17 protein-coding genes and 2 pseudogenes are annotated in these 14,730 nt (G+C 58.7%); 5 read left to right on the top strand and 14 right to left on the bottom strand.

Translation table 11 applies throughout. The annotated features are described in order from the left end of the window. Window positions 1-112 precede the first annotated feature (112 nt). Window positions 113-370 carry a hypothetical protein gene (locus tag NLM32_RS05635; RefSeq protein ID WP_254128268.1) on the top strand — a complete coding sequence of 86 codons (258 nt, stop codon included), beginning with the start codon at window positions 113-115 and terminating at the stop codon, window positions 368-370. 91 nt (window positions 371-461) lie between these two features. Then, window positions 462-827 carry a hypothetical protein gene (locus tag NLM32_RS05630; RefSeq protein ID WP_254128267.1) on the top strand — a complete coding sequence of 122 codons (366 nt, stop codon included), beginning with the start codon at window positions 462-464 and terminating at the stop codon, window positions 825-827. 84 nt (window positions 828-911) lie between these two features. Here the strand turns inward: NLM32_RS05630 and NLM32_RS05625 are convergent, their stop codons facing one another. The 11 genes and pseudogenes from NLM32_RS05625 to groES all read right to left on the bottom strand — a co-directional run bounded on the left by NLM32_RS05625 (window position 912) and on the right by groES (window position 9,368). Then, a complete protein-coding gene (locus tag NLM32_RS05625) occupies window positions 912-1,085 on the bottom strand; it encodes a DUF3606 domain-containing protein (RefSeq protein ID WP_080669711.1) in 174 nt (57 codons plus the stop codon). A 326-nt stretch (window positions 1,086-1,411) separates the two neighbouring features. Beyond that, window positions 1,412-1,753, bottom strand: a pseudogene (locus NLM32_RS05620) (YcnI family protein); the annotation flags it as partial. Between the two features lie 1,129 nt (window positions 1,754-2,882). Then, a complete protein-coding gene (locus tag NLM32_RS05610; RefSeq protein WP_254128265.1) occupies window positions 2,883-3,098 on the bottom strand; it encodes a hypothetical protein in 216 nt (71 codons plus the stop codon). Between the two features lie 498 nt (window positions 3,099-3,596). Next, window positions 3,597-4,811: a trypsin-like peptidase domain-containing protein gene (locus NLM32_RS05605; protein WP_375143522.1), complete on the bottom strand. Its 1,215-nt coding sequence runs from the start codon at window positions 4,809-4,811 to the stop codon at window positions 3,597-3,599. A 129-nt stretch (window positions 4,812-4,940) separates the two neighbouring features. Further along, window positions 4,941-5,276, bottom strand: a complete 336-nt coding sequence (locus NLM32_RS05600) for a hypothetical protein (RefSeq protein ID WP_254128264.1) — start codon at window positions 5,274-5,276, stop codon at window positions 4,941-4,943. 80 nt (window positions 5,277-5,356) lie between these two features. Next, window positions 5,357-5,848 (bottom strand): Hsp20/alpha crystallin family protein, encoded by a 492-nt coding sequence (locus NLM32_RS05595; RefSeq protein ID WP_254128263.1) that lies wholly within the window; start codon window positions 5,846-5,848, stop codon window positions 5,357-5,359. A gap of 82 nt (window positions 5,849-5,930) precedes the next feature. Next, complete coding sequence (locus tag NLM32_RS05590; RefSeq protein WP_254128262.1) at window positions 5,931-6,389, bottom strand: Hsp20 family protein; 459 nt, start codon at window positions 6,387-6,389, stop codon at window positions 5,931-5,933. Window positions 6,390-6,604: 215 nt separating this feature from the next. Beyond that, complete coding sequence (locus NLM32_RS05585) at window positions 6,605-6,793, bottom strand: hypothetical protein (RefSeq protein WP_254128261.1); 189 nt, start codon at window positions 6,791-6,793, stop codon at window positions 6,605-6,607. A 64-nt stretch (window positions 6,794-6,857) separates the two neighbouring features. Beyond that, window positions 6,858-7,196: a hypothetical protein gene (locus NLM32_RS05580; protein ID WP_254128260.1), complete on the bottom strand. Its 339-nt coding sequence runs from the start codon at window positions 7,194-7,196 to the stop codon at window positions 6,858-6,860. Between the two features lie 202 nt (window positions 7,197-7,398). Beyond that, window positions 7,399-9,018: a chaperonin GroEL gene (groL, locus tag NLM32_RS05575; RefSeq protein ID WP_254128259.1), complete on the bottom strand. Its 1,620-nt coding sequence runs from the start codon at window positions 9,016-9,018 to the stop codon at window positions 7,399-7,401. A gap of 35 nt (window positions 9,019-9,053) precedes the next feature. After that, window positions 9,054-9,368 (bottom strand): co-chaperone GroES, encoded by a 315-nt coding sequence (gene groES / locus NLM32_RS05570; RefSeq protein ID WP_254128258.1) that lies wholly within the window; start codon window positions 9,366-9,368, stop codon window positions 9,054-9,056. 427 nt (window positions 9,369-9,795) lie between these two features. On the opposite strand from groES, the gene NLM32_RS05565 reads away from it, so the two are divergent. The 3 genes from NLM32_RS05565 to rpoH all read left to right on the top strand — a co-directional run bounded on the left by NLM32_RS05565 (window position 9,796) and on the right by rpoH (window position 12,122). After that, on the top strand, window positions 9,796-10,254 hold the full coding sequence (locus NLM32_RS05565; RefSeq protein ID WP_254128257.1) for an Hsp20 family protein: 459 nt from the start codon (window positions 9,796-9,798) through the stop codon (window positions 10,252-10,254). Window positions 10,255-10,433: 179 nt separating this feature from the next. Further along, on the top strand, window positions 10,434-10,994 hold the full coding sequence (locus NLM32_RS05560; protein ID WP_254128256.1) for a hypothetical protein: 561 nt from the start codon (window positions 10,434-10,436) through the stop codon (window positions 10,992-10,994). Window positions 10,995-11,135: 141 nt separating this feature from the next. Further along, window positions 11,136-12,122: an RNA polymerase sigma factor RpoH gene (gene rpoH / locus NLM32_RS05555; protein ID WP_254128255.1), complete on the top strand. Its 987-nt coding sequence runs from the start codon at window positions 11,136-11,138 to the stop codon at window positions 12,120-12,122. Window positions 12,123-12,259: 137 nt separating this feature from the next. Here rpoH and NLM32_RS05550 read toward each other — a convergent pair whose 3' ends face one another. The 3 genes and pseudogenes from NLM32_RS05550 to NLM32_RS05540 all read right to left on the bottom strand — a co-directional run bounded on the left by NLM32_RS05550 (window position 12,260) and on the right by NLM32_RS05540 (window position 14,292). Then, window positions 12,260-12,652, bottom strand: a complete 393-nt coding sequence (locus tag NLM32_RS05550) for a response regulator (protein ID WP_254128254.1) — start codon at window positions 12,650-12,652, stop codon at window positions 12,260-12,262. A gap of 313 nt (window positions 12,653-12,965) precedes the next feature. Then, a pseudogene (locus NLM32_RS05545) lies at window positions 12,966-13,496 on the bottom strand (NYN domain-containing protein); the annotation flags it as partial. A 202-nt stretch (window positions 13,497-13,698) separates the two neighbouring features. Next, window positions 13,699-14,292, bottom strand: coding sequence for a TetR-like C-terminal domain-containing protein (locus NLM32_RS05540; protein WP_254128253.1), 594 nt, complete (start codon window positions 14,290-14,292; stop codon window positions 13,699-13,701). Between the last annotated feature and the right edge of the window lie 438 nt (window positions 14,293-14,730).

The following is a 14,730-nucleotide window of genomic DNA, read 5'->3' as shown; positions in this document are numbered from 1 at the left end:
TAAGCTGCACGGCAGCCTTCGGGTGACTATCACTGCGTCGACTGCGTTGCGTGGAAGGCGATCGTTGTTGTTAGCTCCGCGTTGGGGTCGAAGATAGATCGGACAACAACGGGTGATCGTGCTATCGGCATTGATGGAAAAGATCTTGGTGGTCGGCGCGATCCTCTTCTTGTCATCCAGTGCTAATGTTCGAGCGGCCGAGCAAGCGCCTGCTGCAACAGAAATGTCAATTCGCGACCAGATCAAGGCCGCACGCGCTAAAGATGTATTGGAAGAGAAATCAGCATCGGTTGCGCGCTCATGGGATCGTGACGCGTCCGGCAAACGCCCATGGGATACCGCGAAACCGACTGAGCCTGTGAAGCGGTGAAATACCTTGGCGCAGCGTGCGGCCCCGAGGTGAAGCCTGTCGAGCATTCTTCTACTGTTTTGTTTGCCGGTTGGGGCGCCATTTGCTGAGATTGATCAAGCTCACGTTGGCAGCAGCCATTGCGCTCGCGCTGATTCCCCATGCCGTGAGATACTATGCTTTTCCCCGCGACCGTCTGATTCAGATCGCAAAGCAGTGCGAGAATGATGCAGACAAGTTAACGGCCTCCGACGCGGCAAAATGGACGGAAGCTCACAACGGTGGGACAAATAATCCGTATCGAGCGCAAAGGGACGCTCGAGTCGAGATCTGCATTAAGGCGGACGGCTGGTGTTCAATGAGTGATGACCGGCCGGCAGTCAGTAACCCAGCCATGTTCGCGCCGCGTGATCCGGTTGCCCGGGCGCTATATCGTTGGCGATACGCCGACGAATCTGAAAGCATCTGTCGCGATTGAGCTACTGGGACAATCAAAAAGACAATCAATCGCGTCGCAAGACAATGGAGACAAGACTATCTTCATGCCCGTCGCTGCTGTTCGTTACTTCAAAGTAGCGGCTTCCTTGGCGATAGCCGAGATTGAAATGCCCGATTTGCGAAGGACGCTGCTAAACTGCTCATCCGTCAGCTTGAGCCGCTTGCGCAGGATCTTGACCTGCACCTTGTCTCTCAAATTCAACGAGTTGCGGAAATGGGTTGGCTTCGACCTGTTCATGATATTTCTCTTGCTTGGAGGGATGGCTTGATCGCGACCAAGCGGGCGTTACGCCGCTCCGCCCGCGATGGAGACTGTCCCGCTCCTCGCGAAGATTCCGCCGCCGTGGAGGCAACAGTCCACCCAGACCGGCGTTCCGCCATTCCGGGAAATATCTCGGCGCGTAGCGGCTTAGGTGTACTGGCCGCAGTCGCAATTGAGATTCCTATTGCCGATTAGCTGGGGCGCGTACTTATAAATGATGAGTGATGTCCACTTAGCGCCGACACCGAACGCCTCCGTGCAACCGCAGAATGACGTGATGGGCCACGAGCAGACCGTGACAACTATTGTCTCGGCAGCAGCTTCACACCCGGTGCGGGCTCCTTGTAATCGCCTGCGGACTTGCCGTCGGCGGGGATCTCGATCCAGCGGTGCACACCATTCTCGCATTCCTGCACAACAGGGAAATACAGCGTGCGTCCGGGCTGCAGATCGTCCGTCAGGTAAACGGCGACGACGAACTCCTCATAATAGTCATCGGGAAGATTGCCGCTCCACGACACTTCCTTGACGCCCTCGGTAACACTGTTGTGGAACATCGCATAGGACTTGTCGTACTTGCCCTTCACGAGGTCGAGTTGCCAGCCCGGCTTCGGCATCGGCTTCACGCCGACGACCCCTTTTGGGCGCGCCTATCTTGCAGGAACTCCGGATGCTGATCGCGACCGCCTCATCGCGCGGTTCAAACGGCGCTCCGTCGCCGCTACAAAGGCGTTATTCAGTGAAGTGCAGAAATCAATCCGCGCTGTTAGGCGTGATGGGTATTGTGCGGTTTCCTGGCAGCCTGGCGTGCTCGCCGTCGCTGCTCCCATCGTCCTCGAAGGCTGGCCGGTCTACGCGCTCAATATGAGCACGCAGGACATCGAGCCCAGCGTTGCGCTGAGCGCAGAGATCGGCGAGTACCTCGTGACGTTCGCGATACGATGCAAGGAGGCCCTCGCTCTTACGAGATAGCATCCGAAGCAGGAATGGACGAGAAGGGCTTGTCGATGATTTGTAACGAAGGCCGACCGCGGCACGCATCCAAGGGAGTACGAAATCGCAGAAAATCGTGGTCTGGCGTACAAAGTCGTACAATTGGTAGCGGGGGAGCGCTACCAACCCACACAAGCTGAGGCCCTGACATCTCTTCCAATCTTCCGCGCCAAGTTTACGGCGACCGCGAACCGAGAGATTCGCAGACGTACTTCAACTCTCTGCGTTCGCCGACCGCAGTAGTAAGCGCTCGCCCGCCTCCCCAAAAAGATTTCGAGTCTGAGACGGGTTCGACTCCGGCCGGCGATCATGAAGACAAGAACCGCAAGACTGTGCGCGCTGCAGAGCGCTCGCAAATTTATTTTTTGCGAGCGCCTCCCGTCCATCATCTTGTCGGTATTCCCGTCGGTATCTGAGGCAACCGACGACTAAAAGTATCGCAAATTCAATTTGTTATGCGACTAGTCGATTATCGGCCAGGGGCACCAAGACGAAAACATCAATAATAACAATAGCTTACATTGATGGTTCGATTCCAGATTTTCGGGAAAATTCTCAACGCACATTGAAAACATGCGTAAAAATTCGCTCCAGCCGCGCGTGTTGTCGGTATTTTTGTCGGTAGTTGGAAGAACAACCGCTCGCGGCGAATTTCGTTATTCCGAACGAATCGAGCAGATGACGCGTAAGAACGATGGCGCGTGCGCTAACCCCAAGCAGCGACGGCAGGTTCGATTTCGAAATCACTGAACCGCGGTATTCGCGCTCGGTGTGATCTACCTAGGCGGCTTTCAGCTTGCTGATCGCCGGGTCGGCGAACCCGGCGGCGCGTATGGAAAGCCCGCTCGCTAGCTGCCACCGCGAAGGATAACGCTGCAACGGTCCCACCGCCCGCCGGTAGCGGGACGTCGCCTGTGTTCGATCTGGCGAGGTCACTTCCCCGCCATCTTCGGCGAGCGGCGGCTTACGCATGACCGTCGCGATAATCTGCTCCATCACCCTGAGCGGGAATCGCAAATCCGATGCCGACGTTGCCGCCGCGCGGGACGCGATCCCCTAATGGCAGCCAATGCTTCAAGATGCTGCTCGAAGCGTGGCGTACTCCCTCAGGGGGGCGGGTCAGAGCCGGTCGGGGCGCCGATTCTAAAGCCACAACAGCCCCGGGCCTCATACAGGAAGGGGGTAATTACTAGAGCCGCCCGGAGACCGAAAAAGCCTTCTATGATCGCTCGCAAAGGCTTCGTGGAAATAGCAGAGCGATCATAAATTAGCCGAGCTCCTCTACCTCCGCTCTACCTCCGGGGCCAGCCCGCGCTGGTTGTCGAGAGCAGCAGGAGAAATAACGCACTATGCGCATCGTATCTCGCAGCAGCACGGGTGCTTCGCGAACCCTGCATGACGATTGTTCCACTTGTTGAACATACACGCCAGCGCCATCGCCGGCCCTTGGGCTGCAGGATGATCTCGAAAGTAGGAAATTGATGCGACACGGGACTATGAAGCACGGCTCAAGCCCGGGAGATGGCCATCGGTTGCGTGAGCCGGAGCAGCACTGAAATTGGGCGCCGCAGGGCCTGCAGACGATAGCCGGCTCGTCAATCCGAAGTCACCTGGGGAAACTGCCGCGCCTCGCTCCATTCGGGGCGCCACTTTGACAACGACACTGCTTATGCCTTCCCTTCGCTGAAGCGTTAATTTCAACTCCTGTCCGACTCGCGCCAAGCCGACCTTGTTGCGCAATTGCGCAGCCGACCGAATGGGACGGTCGTCGGCCATTGTCACAATGTCCCCTTTGCGCAGACCGGCTACTTCTGCCGGCGAGTTTGGCAGAACCTCAGCTATTAAAGCGCCTTCGGCCCGAGCGCCGGACGGCCGCGGGTCCTGCAGAGAAACGCCGATACGGCCGCGTTCGACATGGCCGGTGGCAACGATTTGCTCCATCACTCTCCGCGCCATATTGGCGGGGATCGCAAAGCCAATCCCGACGTTTCCTCCCGCAGGCGAGATGATCGCTGAATTAATTCCGATCAGCTCGCCGCGCAGGCTGACCAGCGCGCCACCGGAATTGCCGGGGTTAATCGCCGCGTCAGTCTGAATGAAATCCTCAAAGCCCTGCTTGCCGAGGCCAGTGCGGCCGAGTGCGCTGACCAGACCCGAGGTTACGGTTTGACCCAGACCAAAGGGATTGCCGATCGCGAGCACAAAATCACCGACCTCCAGGATGTCACTGTCGCCAAAAGCAAGCGCCTTGAGCCCCACGGGGCTCTGGATCTGTAACACGGCCACATCGGTCGGCGGATCGCGACCCATCACCTTGGCCGAAAACTGTCGGCCCTCCTTCGTGGTGACTTGCACGGTGGAAGTGCCTTCGACGACGTGGTTGTTGGTGAGTACATAGCCGCGCAGAGCATCGACGATCACTCCGGAGCCGGTTGCGTTGACCTCTTTCTCGATTTGCTTCGGAACATCAAAGAATTCGCGGAACACCGGGTCACGGTAGAGGGGATTGTCTTCACGCACGCGACCGTGCACGGAAATGTTGACGACCGCAGGCGTGACTTGGCGAACGAGCGGCGCCAATGTCGGGATCGGCGCCCCGGTCTTGAGATCGGGAACTTGCGCAGTCACGAGAGACGGTGTCCCAAACGTCAGCGTCAACACCAACAGGGCCAATTGGATTACTCGACCATTTTTCATCTTGTGCACCATGATATTTGCGGGAGCCGGCTCAAGCGCTTGCCGGCAGCCACATCGCACGTTGCAGAGCGACGCAGGGAACGACACAGGCCGCAGCCATATGGCCGAACAGGACAAGGCCGAGGACAGCATGCGTGACCATCATGCGGCCCTCCGTTCTGCGGCGGCCCAAGGCCGCCGCAGCCGCATCGGCACGCCGCCACCACGCGGCGGGTCATCATCGTCATTGTCGCCGTCGAGCTTGCGCAAGGCTGCGAGAATATCCGCGAGCTGGACCGTATGGCTCATGCCAGGAATTTCGCGCAGCCATGGACAGGATTCCACCGCATACATGTCGGAGGCCCAGGACGACAGGATGACGCGCTTCTCCGGCGCGGAGAGCTCGTTGTCGTTCAACACCCTCGTCGGGGAATCGTAGTGCGTGGCAGGGTAAAAGATCGGATGAAGGCTCTGGGTATTTGCATTGGTGTTCGTCATCGTCGTGTCTCCCTTATCTCTCCTTTCCAAGGGATTGCCGTTGTGAGAAACGGCGGCGGAGCCGCCGCTTCCTGTTCTGATCATGGAGCGTTGATCGCGATGCGTTTCACGCCCTCGCGCGGCTTGTCCGATTTGGGCAACGAGACAGTCAGGACGCCGTTCTTGAACGTCGCCTCAACCTTGTCCTCCTGCACGTCGTCGAGCGGAATCTGGCGCTCGAAGGCGCCGTAATACCGCTCGCTGACGTATCGGCCTTCGCCATTGCGTTCGGCCTTCTTCTCACCGCGGATAGTCAGGACGCCTTTGGTGATTTCAACCTGAACGTCCTTTTCGTTCATCCCCGGCAGTTCGACCGACACGGTCAATGCCTTGTCGGTCTCGCTGAGCTCGACCTTTGGCCAACCGAGGCGACCTTCCATCGACGGCGACAGGCCTGGATTGCCAAAGCCTCGAAACACATCGTCGAACAGACGGTTCATCTCGCGGTGCAGGGTCAGGAAGGGATCGAAGCTGCCGCGAGCGGGCGCAAGCTCCTGGGTTTTCGACCACGGAATCAGATCACGAATAGCCATTGTTTGACCTCACTTGTTCATGGGGACAGGGAGTGCGGACGCTGCGCGCGCCACACGCCCCGTCTCGATGCTCCAATCGCGCCTAAGCTGCCTTTTTCTGCGCGATCTGGGGTGAGGAGGAAGCCGCCGTTGCGATCTCGATTCGGCGCGGCTTCATCGCTTCCGGCACCTCGCGCACCAGATCGATTGTCAGCAGACCATCCTGGAACGAGGCCTGCTTGACCTGGACATAGTCAGCGAGGTTGAACACGCGCCGGAACGGACGGGCCGCGATACCCTGGTAGAGGTATTCGCGCGCGGCACCGTCGGGCTTCTTGCCCTCGACGGTCAGCACGTTCTGTTCCGCCGTCACAGCGATGTCCTGGACGCCGAAGCCGGCCACTGCCAGGGTCACGCGGTAGTGGTCTTCGCCGAAGCGTTCGATGTTGTAGGGGGGATAGTTATCTTCAGTCGCCTGACGCAGCGTCGAATCGACAAGGTTTGCCAGATGATCGAAGCCGATCGTGGAGCGCCACAGCGGCGCGAAGTCGAGTGTCCTCATAGCCAAGTCCTCCAAAGAGCAAGATGGATACGAAGGAACGCAAGACCGTACTTACGGTATGATCGGAAGCCCGGTCCGGCGCCCATGCCGGCCCCGAAACTGGCGTCCGGCACACCGCTCTCGCGGCGAAAAATGACTTAAAAAAAAGGCAACTGATTTCAAGAGGGCGTCCAAGAATTTTTCGAGTTCAATCGGGTCGCATTTTTCCGTCCGGATCATGCGGCCTCGGCGTACGTCAGACGGGCCAGCTCCGCTTCGGCGGCATTGCGCAGGCGCACGAGGCGAGTGCGATCCTCAGGGGTGAGGTCGTTGGCGGGCAAGAGCCTTTCGCAATGCAAAATAACGCGTCGCTGGCTTTCGATCAGAAACGCAACCGCGTCGCCAACAGCGGGTTCAAACGGCATGGGGAGTCCTCACAGCTCGCACGGAAGTTTGGGGCGGCCGGATCAACCGGCCGCTCCACCCGGACTAGCTGGTTGTAGTCTGGGTCCCCTCGCGCTGAATCGGCAACAGGTCGAACCTCAACCGGGGTGCATCCAGCATTGGCGAGAGCAGCGTGTCCACGTTCACCGTAGAGGGCGCTTGCGGCCAGCTCAGCCACGGCATCGTGTCCAGTTGTGGAATCGCCGGCAGCGCAATTTGTTCGAAGCCGCCGTTTGCCGCCCGCAACGAGGACGTCGTTTTTGACCCTTGGGCTGCAAACGGCGCCAAAGCAATGACACCTCCGAGCGTCACTGCGACGAGATTGCGTAGGATATTGTGGGTGCTCTCCGCCCGAGCGGAGAATGTGAACTGATCCTTGATCATCTCATGCTCCTACCGTCCGAAAACAGATCCAGATGATGGTCGTGACGCTTGCGGCGCACATGCCCCAATCGAGTATGTGGCGCGCCAGCCCCAGACGCCATTGATGTGAGCTGTTCATCTGAAGCTCCCTTGCTCTTGCGAATTGCCCTTTCTGCTTGATGTGAGAGGTGGGCCCGGCCGGATCAGCCGGGCCCGATGCGCGTTAGAAGTCCATGGTGGGAGACGGCGCGGCTTCCGTCTTCTTCGGCTTGTCAGCTACCAGTGCCTCCGTGGTGATAAGCAGCGACGCGACCGAAGCCGCGTCCTGCAGGGCGGTGCGCACGACCTTGGCAGGATCGATGACGCCGGCCTTCACCATGTCCTGGTATTCGCCTGTCGCGGCATTGAAGCCCCAGTTGTAGCTCTGGTGCTCCAAAAGCTTGCCGACCACCACCGACCCGTCCTCACCCGCGTTTTGCACGATCTGGCGGGCAGGTCCCTGGACCGCGCGGCGCACGATATCGACGCCGGCCTTCTGGTCGGAATTGGCGATCTTGATGCCCTCAAGGGCCTTCAGCGAGCGCAATAGCGCCACGCCGCCACCCGGCAGAATGCCTTCCTCGACCGCTGCCCGCGTCGCGTGCAATGCGTCGTCGACGCGATCCTTGCGTTCCTTCACCTCGACCTCGGTCGCGCCGCCGACGCGGATCACCGCGACGCCGCCGGCAAGCTTCGCCAGCCGTTCCTGCAACTTCTCGCGGTCATAGTCGGAGGTCGTCTCCTCGATTTGCGCCCTGATCTGCTGGCTACGCGCCTCGATGTCCTTCTTGGCGCCGGCGCCGTCGACGATTGTGGTGTTCTCCTTGTCGATCACCACCTTCTTGGCGCGCCCGAGCATCTTCACGTTGACGTTTTCGAGTTTGATGCCGAGGTCTTCTGAGATCACGGTGCCGCCGGTGAGAATCGCGATGTCCTCCAGCATGGCCTTGCGCCGGTCGCCAAAGCCTGGCGCCTTGACGGCGGCGACCTTTAGCCCGCCCCGCAGACGGTTGACGACGAGGGTGGCGAGCGCTTCGCCTTCGACTTCCTCGGCGATGATCAGAAGCGGCTTGCCGGACTGCACGACCTGCTCGAGCAGCGGCAGCATGGTTTGCAGGCCCGAAAGCTTCTTCTCGTGGATGAGCACGTAGGGATCCTCGAGCTCGACCCGCATCTTTTCCGTGTTGGTAACGAAGTAGGGCGAGACGTAGCCGCGGTCGAACTGCATACCTTCGACCACTTCGAGCTCGGTGTTCAGGCTCTTGGCTTCTTCGACTGTGATGACCCCCTCGTTGCCGACCTTCTGCATGGCCTCGGCGAGGTAGCGGCCGATCTCGGGGTCACCATTGGCCGAGATGGTGCCGACCTGGGCGATCTCATCGTTGGAAGTGACCTTCTTGGCGTGGGTTTTGAGGTCGGTCACGATTGCGTCGACCGCCAGATCGATCCCGCGCTTCAGGTCCATCGGGTTCATGCCGGCCGCAACGGCCTTGGCGCCCTCCTTGACGATCGCCTGCGCCAGAACGGTCGCGGTGGTGGTGCCGTCGCCCGCGAGATCATTGGTCTTGGAAGCGACCTCGCGCACCATCTGCGCGCCCATGTTCTCGAACTTGTCCTCGAGTTCGATCTCCTTGGCGACGGTAACGCCGTCCTTTGTGATGCGGGGCGCGCCGAACGATTTTTCGATCACGACGTTACGCCCCTTCGGACCGAGCGTGACCTTCACCGCATTCGCCAGCGTGTCCACACCCCGCAGCATCCGCTCGCGAGCTTCGGTCGAAAACTTCACGTCCTTGGCAGCCATTTTGAAAATCTCCTTTCTCTTCGATGACTGTCAGCTCACGCAGCCTTCTTGAGCGTTTCGGTCTTTTCGACCACACCCAGAAGGTCACTCTCCTTCATGATCAGCAGTTCCTTGCCGTCGATCTTGACCTCGGTGCCCGACCACTTCGCAAACAGCACGCGGTCGCCCACTTTGACGTCGAGCGGCACGAGTTGACCTTGCTCGTTGCGGCCTCCCGGGCCGACGGCGATGATCTCGCCCTGCTGCGGCTTCTCCTTGGCAGTGTCGGGAATGATGATGCCGCCAGACGTTTTCTCTTCGGCATCAATGCGGCGCACGAGCACGCGATCGTGCAATGGACGGAAATGCATGCACATCCTCCTCACAGGTTCAGCGATGTCCAAAATCCGGGTCCGGAACCGGCCCCCGGGCGAAAAACGAACTGGGAGTCGAATCGGCTTCGCGCAAGACCGCTCGAGTGAAATTTTTCAGCCCGCGCCCATGCAGTCGGACGGAAGCCGCGGGCATTGACCAAGGGCTTGCCGTAATCAATTGGTAAACCGTGCCGCGGAGTCGCACTAAGTTCTTGGCCGTGCCACCGATTTCGATAATCCGCATTTCGCGCGCGCGTTTGCTAGAATTTTTTCGGCCCCTCTTGAAACCGAAAACGGTTTTGCTAATTTTCCGATCGTCACGGAACGTGGGATTCGGACGCCTTATGGGTCCGGGTAAATGAGACGGGCACCGGTCGTGTCCGGTGCCGCTCGTAACCATCTTGCTCTCTTGGAGGATTTGGCTATGCGCACTTACGATTTATCGCCCCTCTGGCGTTCGACCATTGGCTTCGACCGCCTTTTTGACCTCGCAGAGATGGCGCAGCGCGCCGGCGAGGACAACTACCCACCCTACAACATCGAACGCCTCTCCGAGGACCGCTATCAGATTTCGCTGGCGGTCGCGGGCTTCGCGCCAAGTGATATCGCCATCACGGCCGAACAGAACGTGGTCACCATCGAGGGCAGTAAGCCGGATCATGCCGAGCGGAATTTCATCCATCGCGGCATCTCTACGCGCGGCTTCAAGCGGAAGTTCGACCTGGCGGACTACGTTCAGGTTAAGAGCGCATCCTTCGAAAACGGACTGCTCCGAATCGACCTGGTCCGGGAGATTCCGGAAGCCATGAAGCCGCGACGTATCGCGATCAACGACGCGCCGGCGGACAATGTCCAGAAACTAGAGACCAAAGCAGCGGCGTAACCAAGCTGCCTGATCGGCGCCGCGCGCATTCGCGCGGCTGCCGCAATTTGTCAACGGACAGGAGGATACGATGCGGCTGACGACCGCTGACGACAACACGCGTCTCTCGCCAATCGACGGCCGACGGAACTTTCGTCGGATCAAGCAGACAAACGCCACGTGACGCGGGAGAGGCAGTCATGACTGACCAACACATTGAACGGCTTCGCGCTCACAGAAACAATATTTGTCGTTATCGTAGGCTCCTCGCAACGTCCCTCACGGATCTTGAACGGGGCTATATCGAGCGACGATTGCTTGACGAACGAGCTTCCGTGAAAGTTCTCCTGCGAGAGGCCTACCCGGATCGGCTGTCACTCTGGACGACGAAACCCGGGGCAGATCGGCGCACAACGTTATTGGAGCTGACGGAGTTCCTGCATCCCGCCGACGCCTTTGAGCATCCCCTGGATGTCCTCGATGATCCCGATCTCACCGCGTACGAGAAGCGGGCCATCTTGTCCTCCTGGCTCGAGGATCACTGCCTCGCCGAAGATCGCTCCCACTTGAACCCGCGCCACGACGATACGAGCGCCCGGCTCGAAGATATTGTTGATGCGCTATGTGATCTCTCCTCGCAGACGGAGACCGAGAAGCTCGATCATGAATGCGAGCCGGATCGAAAGGAGAGGCGTACAGGACCCCAGCTCCCCACAGAGCGTCGGCATCATGATGACTGCAGGAGGACAAATCGATGCTGATCGATCTCGTTGCAACACTGGTCGGGTCAGTCGGATCCCTTTTGAGCGTGGCGGTCATCGCAAGCAAACTCTCGAGACCAACGCCACTCTGATCATGGCTCGATACCGGCCTTGTCAGACAAGGCCAACTACGAGGGGCACATGCACAACACGTATTCTCAGCCGCTGCCTTCCATTGCGACAGGACTCACTCACTATCTCGCCCAGATCAAGAAATTCCCCATCCTGACACAGGAGGAGGAGATCCAATTCGCGAGACGCTGGCGCCAACTGGGCGATCGCGACGCCGCCTATCGCCTCGTCACCAGCCATCTGCGCCTCGTTGCGAAGATCGCGATGCGGTATCGCGGTTATGGATTGCCCATCGCCGACATCGTTTCCGAAGGTAACATCGGATTGATGCAGGCCGTACGACGTTTCGACCCGGAACGAGGGGTTCGTCTTTCAACCTACGCATTGTGGTGGATCAAGGCGACGATTCAGGAATACGTGCTTCGATCCTGGTCGATGGTGAAGGTTTCAACAAACAACGCACAAAAGAAACTCTTCTTCAAGTTACGGCAAGCGAAGCGTGCGATCTCGGCTGTCGAAGACGGGGATCTGCATCCCAAGCAGGTCCAAGCAATTGCTGCGCGCCTCAAGGTCCCGGAACGAGAAGTCGTCGATATGGACCGGCGCCTGCGAGGTGACGTGTCGCTGAATTCCCGGACTCACGACGATCCAGACTCTGGCGAGGTGATCGAACGGCTTGTGGACCCTTCGCCTGCACAAGACGACAAGTTGGCCGATGAGCACGAACTGGTCCAACGCCGACGCGCGCTGCGAGCCGCTATCCAAACGCTTGGTCCGCGCGAGCGACATATCTTCGCTGCGCGCCAGTTGACGGATACGCCTCCAACACTGGAGACACTCGCGGTAGCATATGGAGTATCCCGCGAGCGTGTTCGCCAGATAGAGCAGCGAGCATTCGAGAAGATAAAGCGGGCAATGCAACCGGGCGGCAGTTCTTTGAAAGCCGCGACAACTGGCGCAAGGAATGCCATGCCGGTCCAATCGAACACAAGAAAAGCGAGAGAGACCTCGATCGGCGGCCTGCTGAATCAACGACATCAGGCCGTGAACGCATAATCTGCCGGGCGGACGACTTGCCGGCGTCCGCTATGCACCGATAGCGCAATTCTGCAGCGCAGCTGAATCAGGCGCGAAGGGCCGGAAGCGGGAACTATAGCGTTGGCTGAAGGAAAGGTTCCATAAACGGAGGCGGCCTACTCTCTCGGCGGCGGCGTCTGGTTGATCAACTGAGAGACTGCCGTCACGACTTGGGCAGGCGCAAATGGCTTGTTCAGGAGAATGCTATTAGGTACGCCGTGCGAGGGCCACTCGTCCGCCGCAGCGCCAGTCATGTAGATTACCGGCATCTCCGGATTAAGCTCCCTGGCCCGTTTGGCAACGTCCCAGCCCGTCAGTTGGCCTTTCAGGTTAATGTCGGTCAAGAGCGCTCGATACTTCGTAGGGGCGTCATGGAGTAGAGCGATTGCCTTTTCCCCAGATGCAACGATCTCGTTTTCAAATCCGCCCTCGACAAGGGCGGCGTCGACAAGGTCTTGGATCAGAGGATCGTCTTCTACCACTAGGATTAACACTACTGCGCTGTGCACAATCCCACCTCCGCCGCACCAATGCGGCAATTGCTAAGTGCTGAAGTGCACATAAGTTCCAGCTGCGAAATCGAGTCAGAGGAGTGTCAACTAAACCAATGGCACGTGTGGGGCGGCTCCGCGACTGGAAGGGTCCGAGAGATCCCGCAAAGTCCTTACGGCCTTCCGAAGGGCCATCTGACCTGTCGTCACGAGTGGCCTGCCCCCCTATGTCGCTGTCAGAAGAAGCCATCTGTGGCGCCCCTTTCTGCAAGCGACGACACCCGCACTAAGCTCCGCCGATACGTTCAATTCGGTTCACCCGCATCGCTCATTCGCCCGGATGACGTTCAATTCTTGATTGCAGTCCGGCCAGATCAATGAAGTCATCAGCCTGCCGTCTCAGTTCATCGGCGATTATTGCTGGCTGAGTCGCAAGACTCGAAACAACGGTCACGCGAACGCCGCGCCGTTGGACAGCCCTGACCAGCGAACTGTACCCTCCGTCGCCTGACAACAGGAAAATCTCGTCCACTTGCTCCGATATTTGCATGACGCCGACAGCGAGATCGATGCCCATGTTACCTTTGAACTTGCGGCGGCCCCTCTCGTCAGAAAATTCCTTGACCGGCTTTGAGACCACCGTGAAGCCGTTGTAGTCGAGCCAATCGAGCAGAGGTCGAACGCCGGAGTATTCCTGGTTTTCGGCGATTACGGTGTAGTAGAAGGCTCGTAAGATGGTAGCCCTGCCTCGAAATTCGCTAAGTAGATTTCGGTAATCTATTTCGAAGCGCAGGCCCCTTGCGGTCGAATGAAGACTATCCCCGTCAATGAACAGTGCGGCAGTCCCCCGGCTGTGATCCATTGGTGGCCTCATTAATCGCGTTTTTGGCTCACGCTGATGCCATCTACCGTTTCCATCTCGCTCGGCCAATTGGGAGCAATCAGTCGGCCTATTGGGCACGATCGACGTTGAGCAAAGACCTCCACCTTCAGAGATTGAAATCAGTGAAGGGGCTCATACTACTTGGTTCGCTCGTGGCCGCCGACACGGTATGTCGTAAAACCTATTCAGGTCCTCTTTTCTCACCGACGCGCAGGCCCGCAATAAAGATATCCAACGCCCGCTCGTACGCGTCATCGTATGAATAAGTGTGTAAGAACGTGTCCATGAATTCGTGGAGCGCAAAGCCGCGGATCAAGCATCGGAGGATTTGCAATGAATCTTCGCCTTCACGGCCGCAGATGTTGCATTGGGCAAAAATCGCGACCAGGAACTCATGAAGTTCCTGGTAGGCTCGCCGCCATTGCGGACATTCAGTTACGGGTGCACGAAAAGTTGCTGCAGCCAGTCCGGGGTGCTCGACCGCAAACCGGCGCATTTCACGGGCGACTGCCCTGAGTGCCGAAAACGACGATTTGCCGTCGCGTGCGCTTTCGAGCCGACCCAACAAATCCCGGCAGGACTTGATCGCCAAGAAGCGCCGGATCTCCGGAATGCTGGTGCGTGGTTCACCCGAGGCGAGTTCCAATTCGGCCGCGATGTCGTCCGCGAGCCGCTTGTCCCAGTTCGAGGCCAGGATCTCATCGATCGAGAAGTCGCGCGGGTGCTTCATCGAGCGGATTCCTTTCCAGTGCGAAGCAAGGCGGCTGCCGTTCATAGCTGACTTCAATTTCGTTGCCGCGGACCCAGACCCGCTTGCATCGTCGAAATACCGGCTTCGGGGTGGACGCGAAAATAAGAAAAAACCTGGTAAAGTCTTGCGGATCTCGGACCAACAAGCGCGCTCCACCTTCCCAGACGCTTAGAACCTGGCAATCGGTCGACCATGACTCGTCAAGGGCGACACACCGCGCATCCAGCGGATCAGTGAGGGTGACCCTTTTTGATTCCGTGCGAAGTGCCGGAAAGCCCAACGTGTGAGGTCGGCTCTTCGCGGGATCCAATCCGGTCGATTTCCTTTGAGCTATCGACCGCGGCTTCTTTTCGTGTTCGGACGTGTTCAGCATCGTTGCACGGCGCAAGTAGTTCTACGGGTTCCTGGAAGCTTTAAGTCGCTATTTCTTCGACAATTGGCTAAGCGGGAAACGGCCTCCGG

The organism is Bradyrhizobium sp. CCGUVB14, from assembly GCF_024199935.1.
GTDB lineage: Bacteria > Pseudomonadota > Alphaproteobacteria > Rhizobiales > Xanthobacteraceae > Bradyrhizobium.
This window is presented reverse-complemented; position numbering and strand designations above follow the sequence as displayed.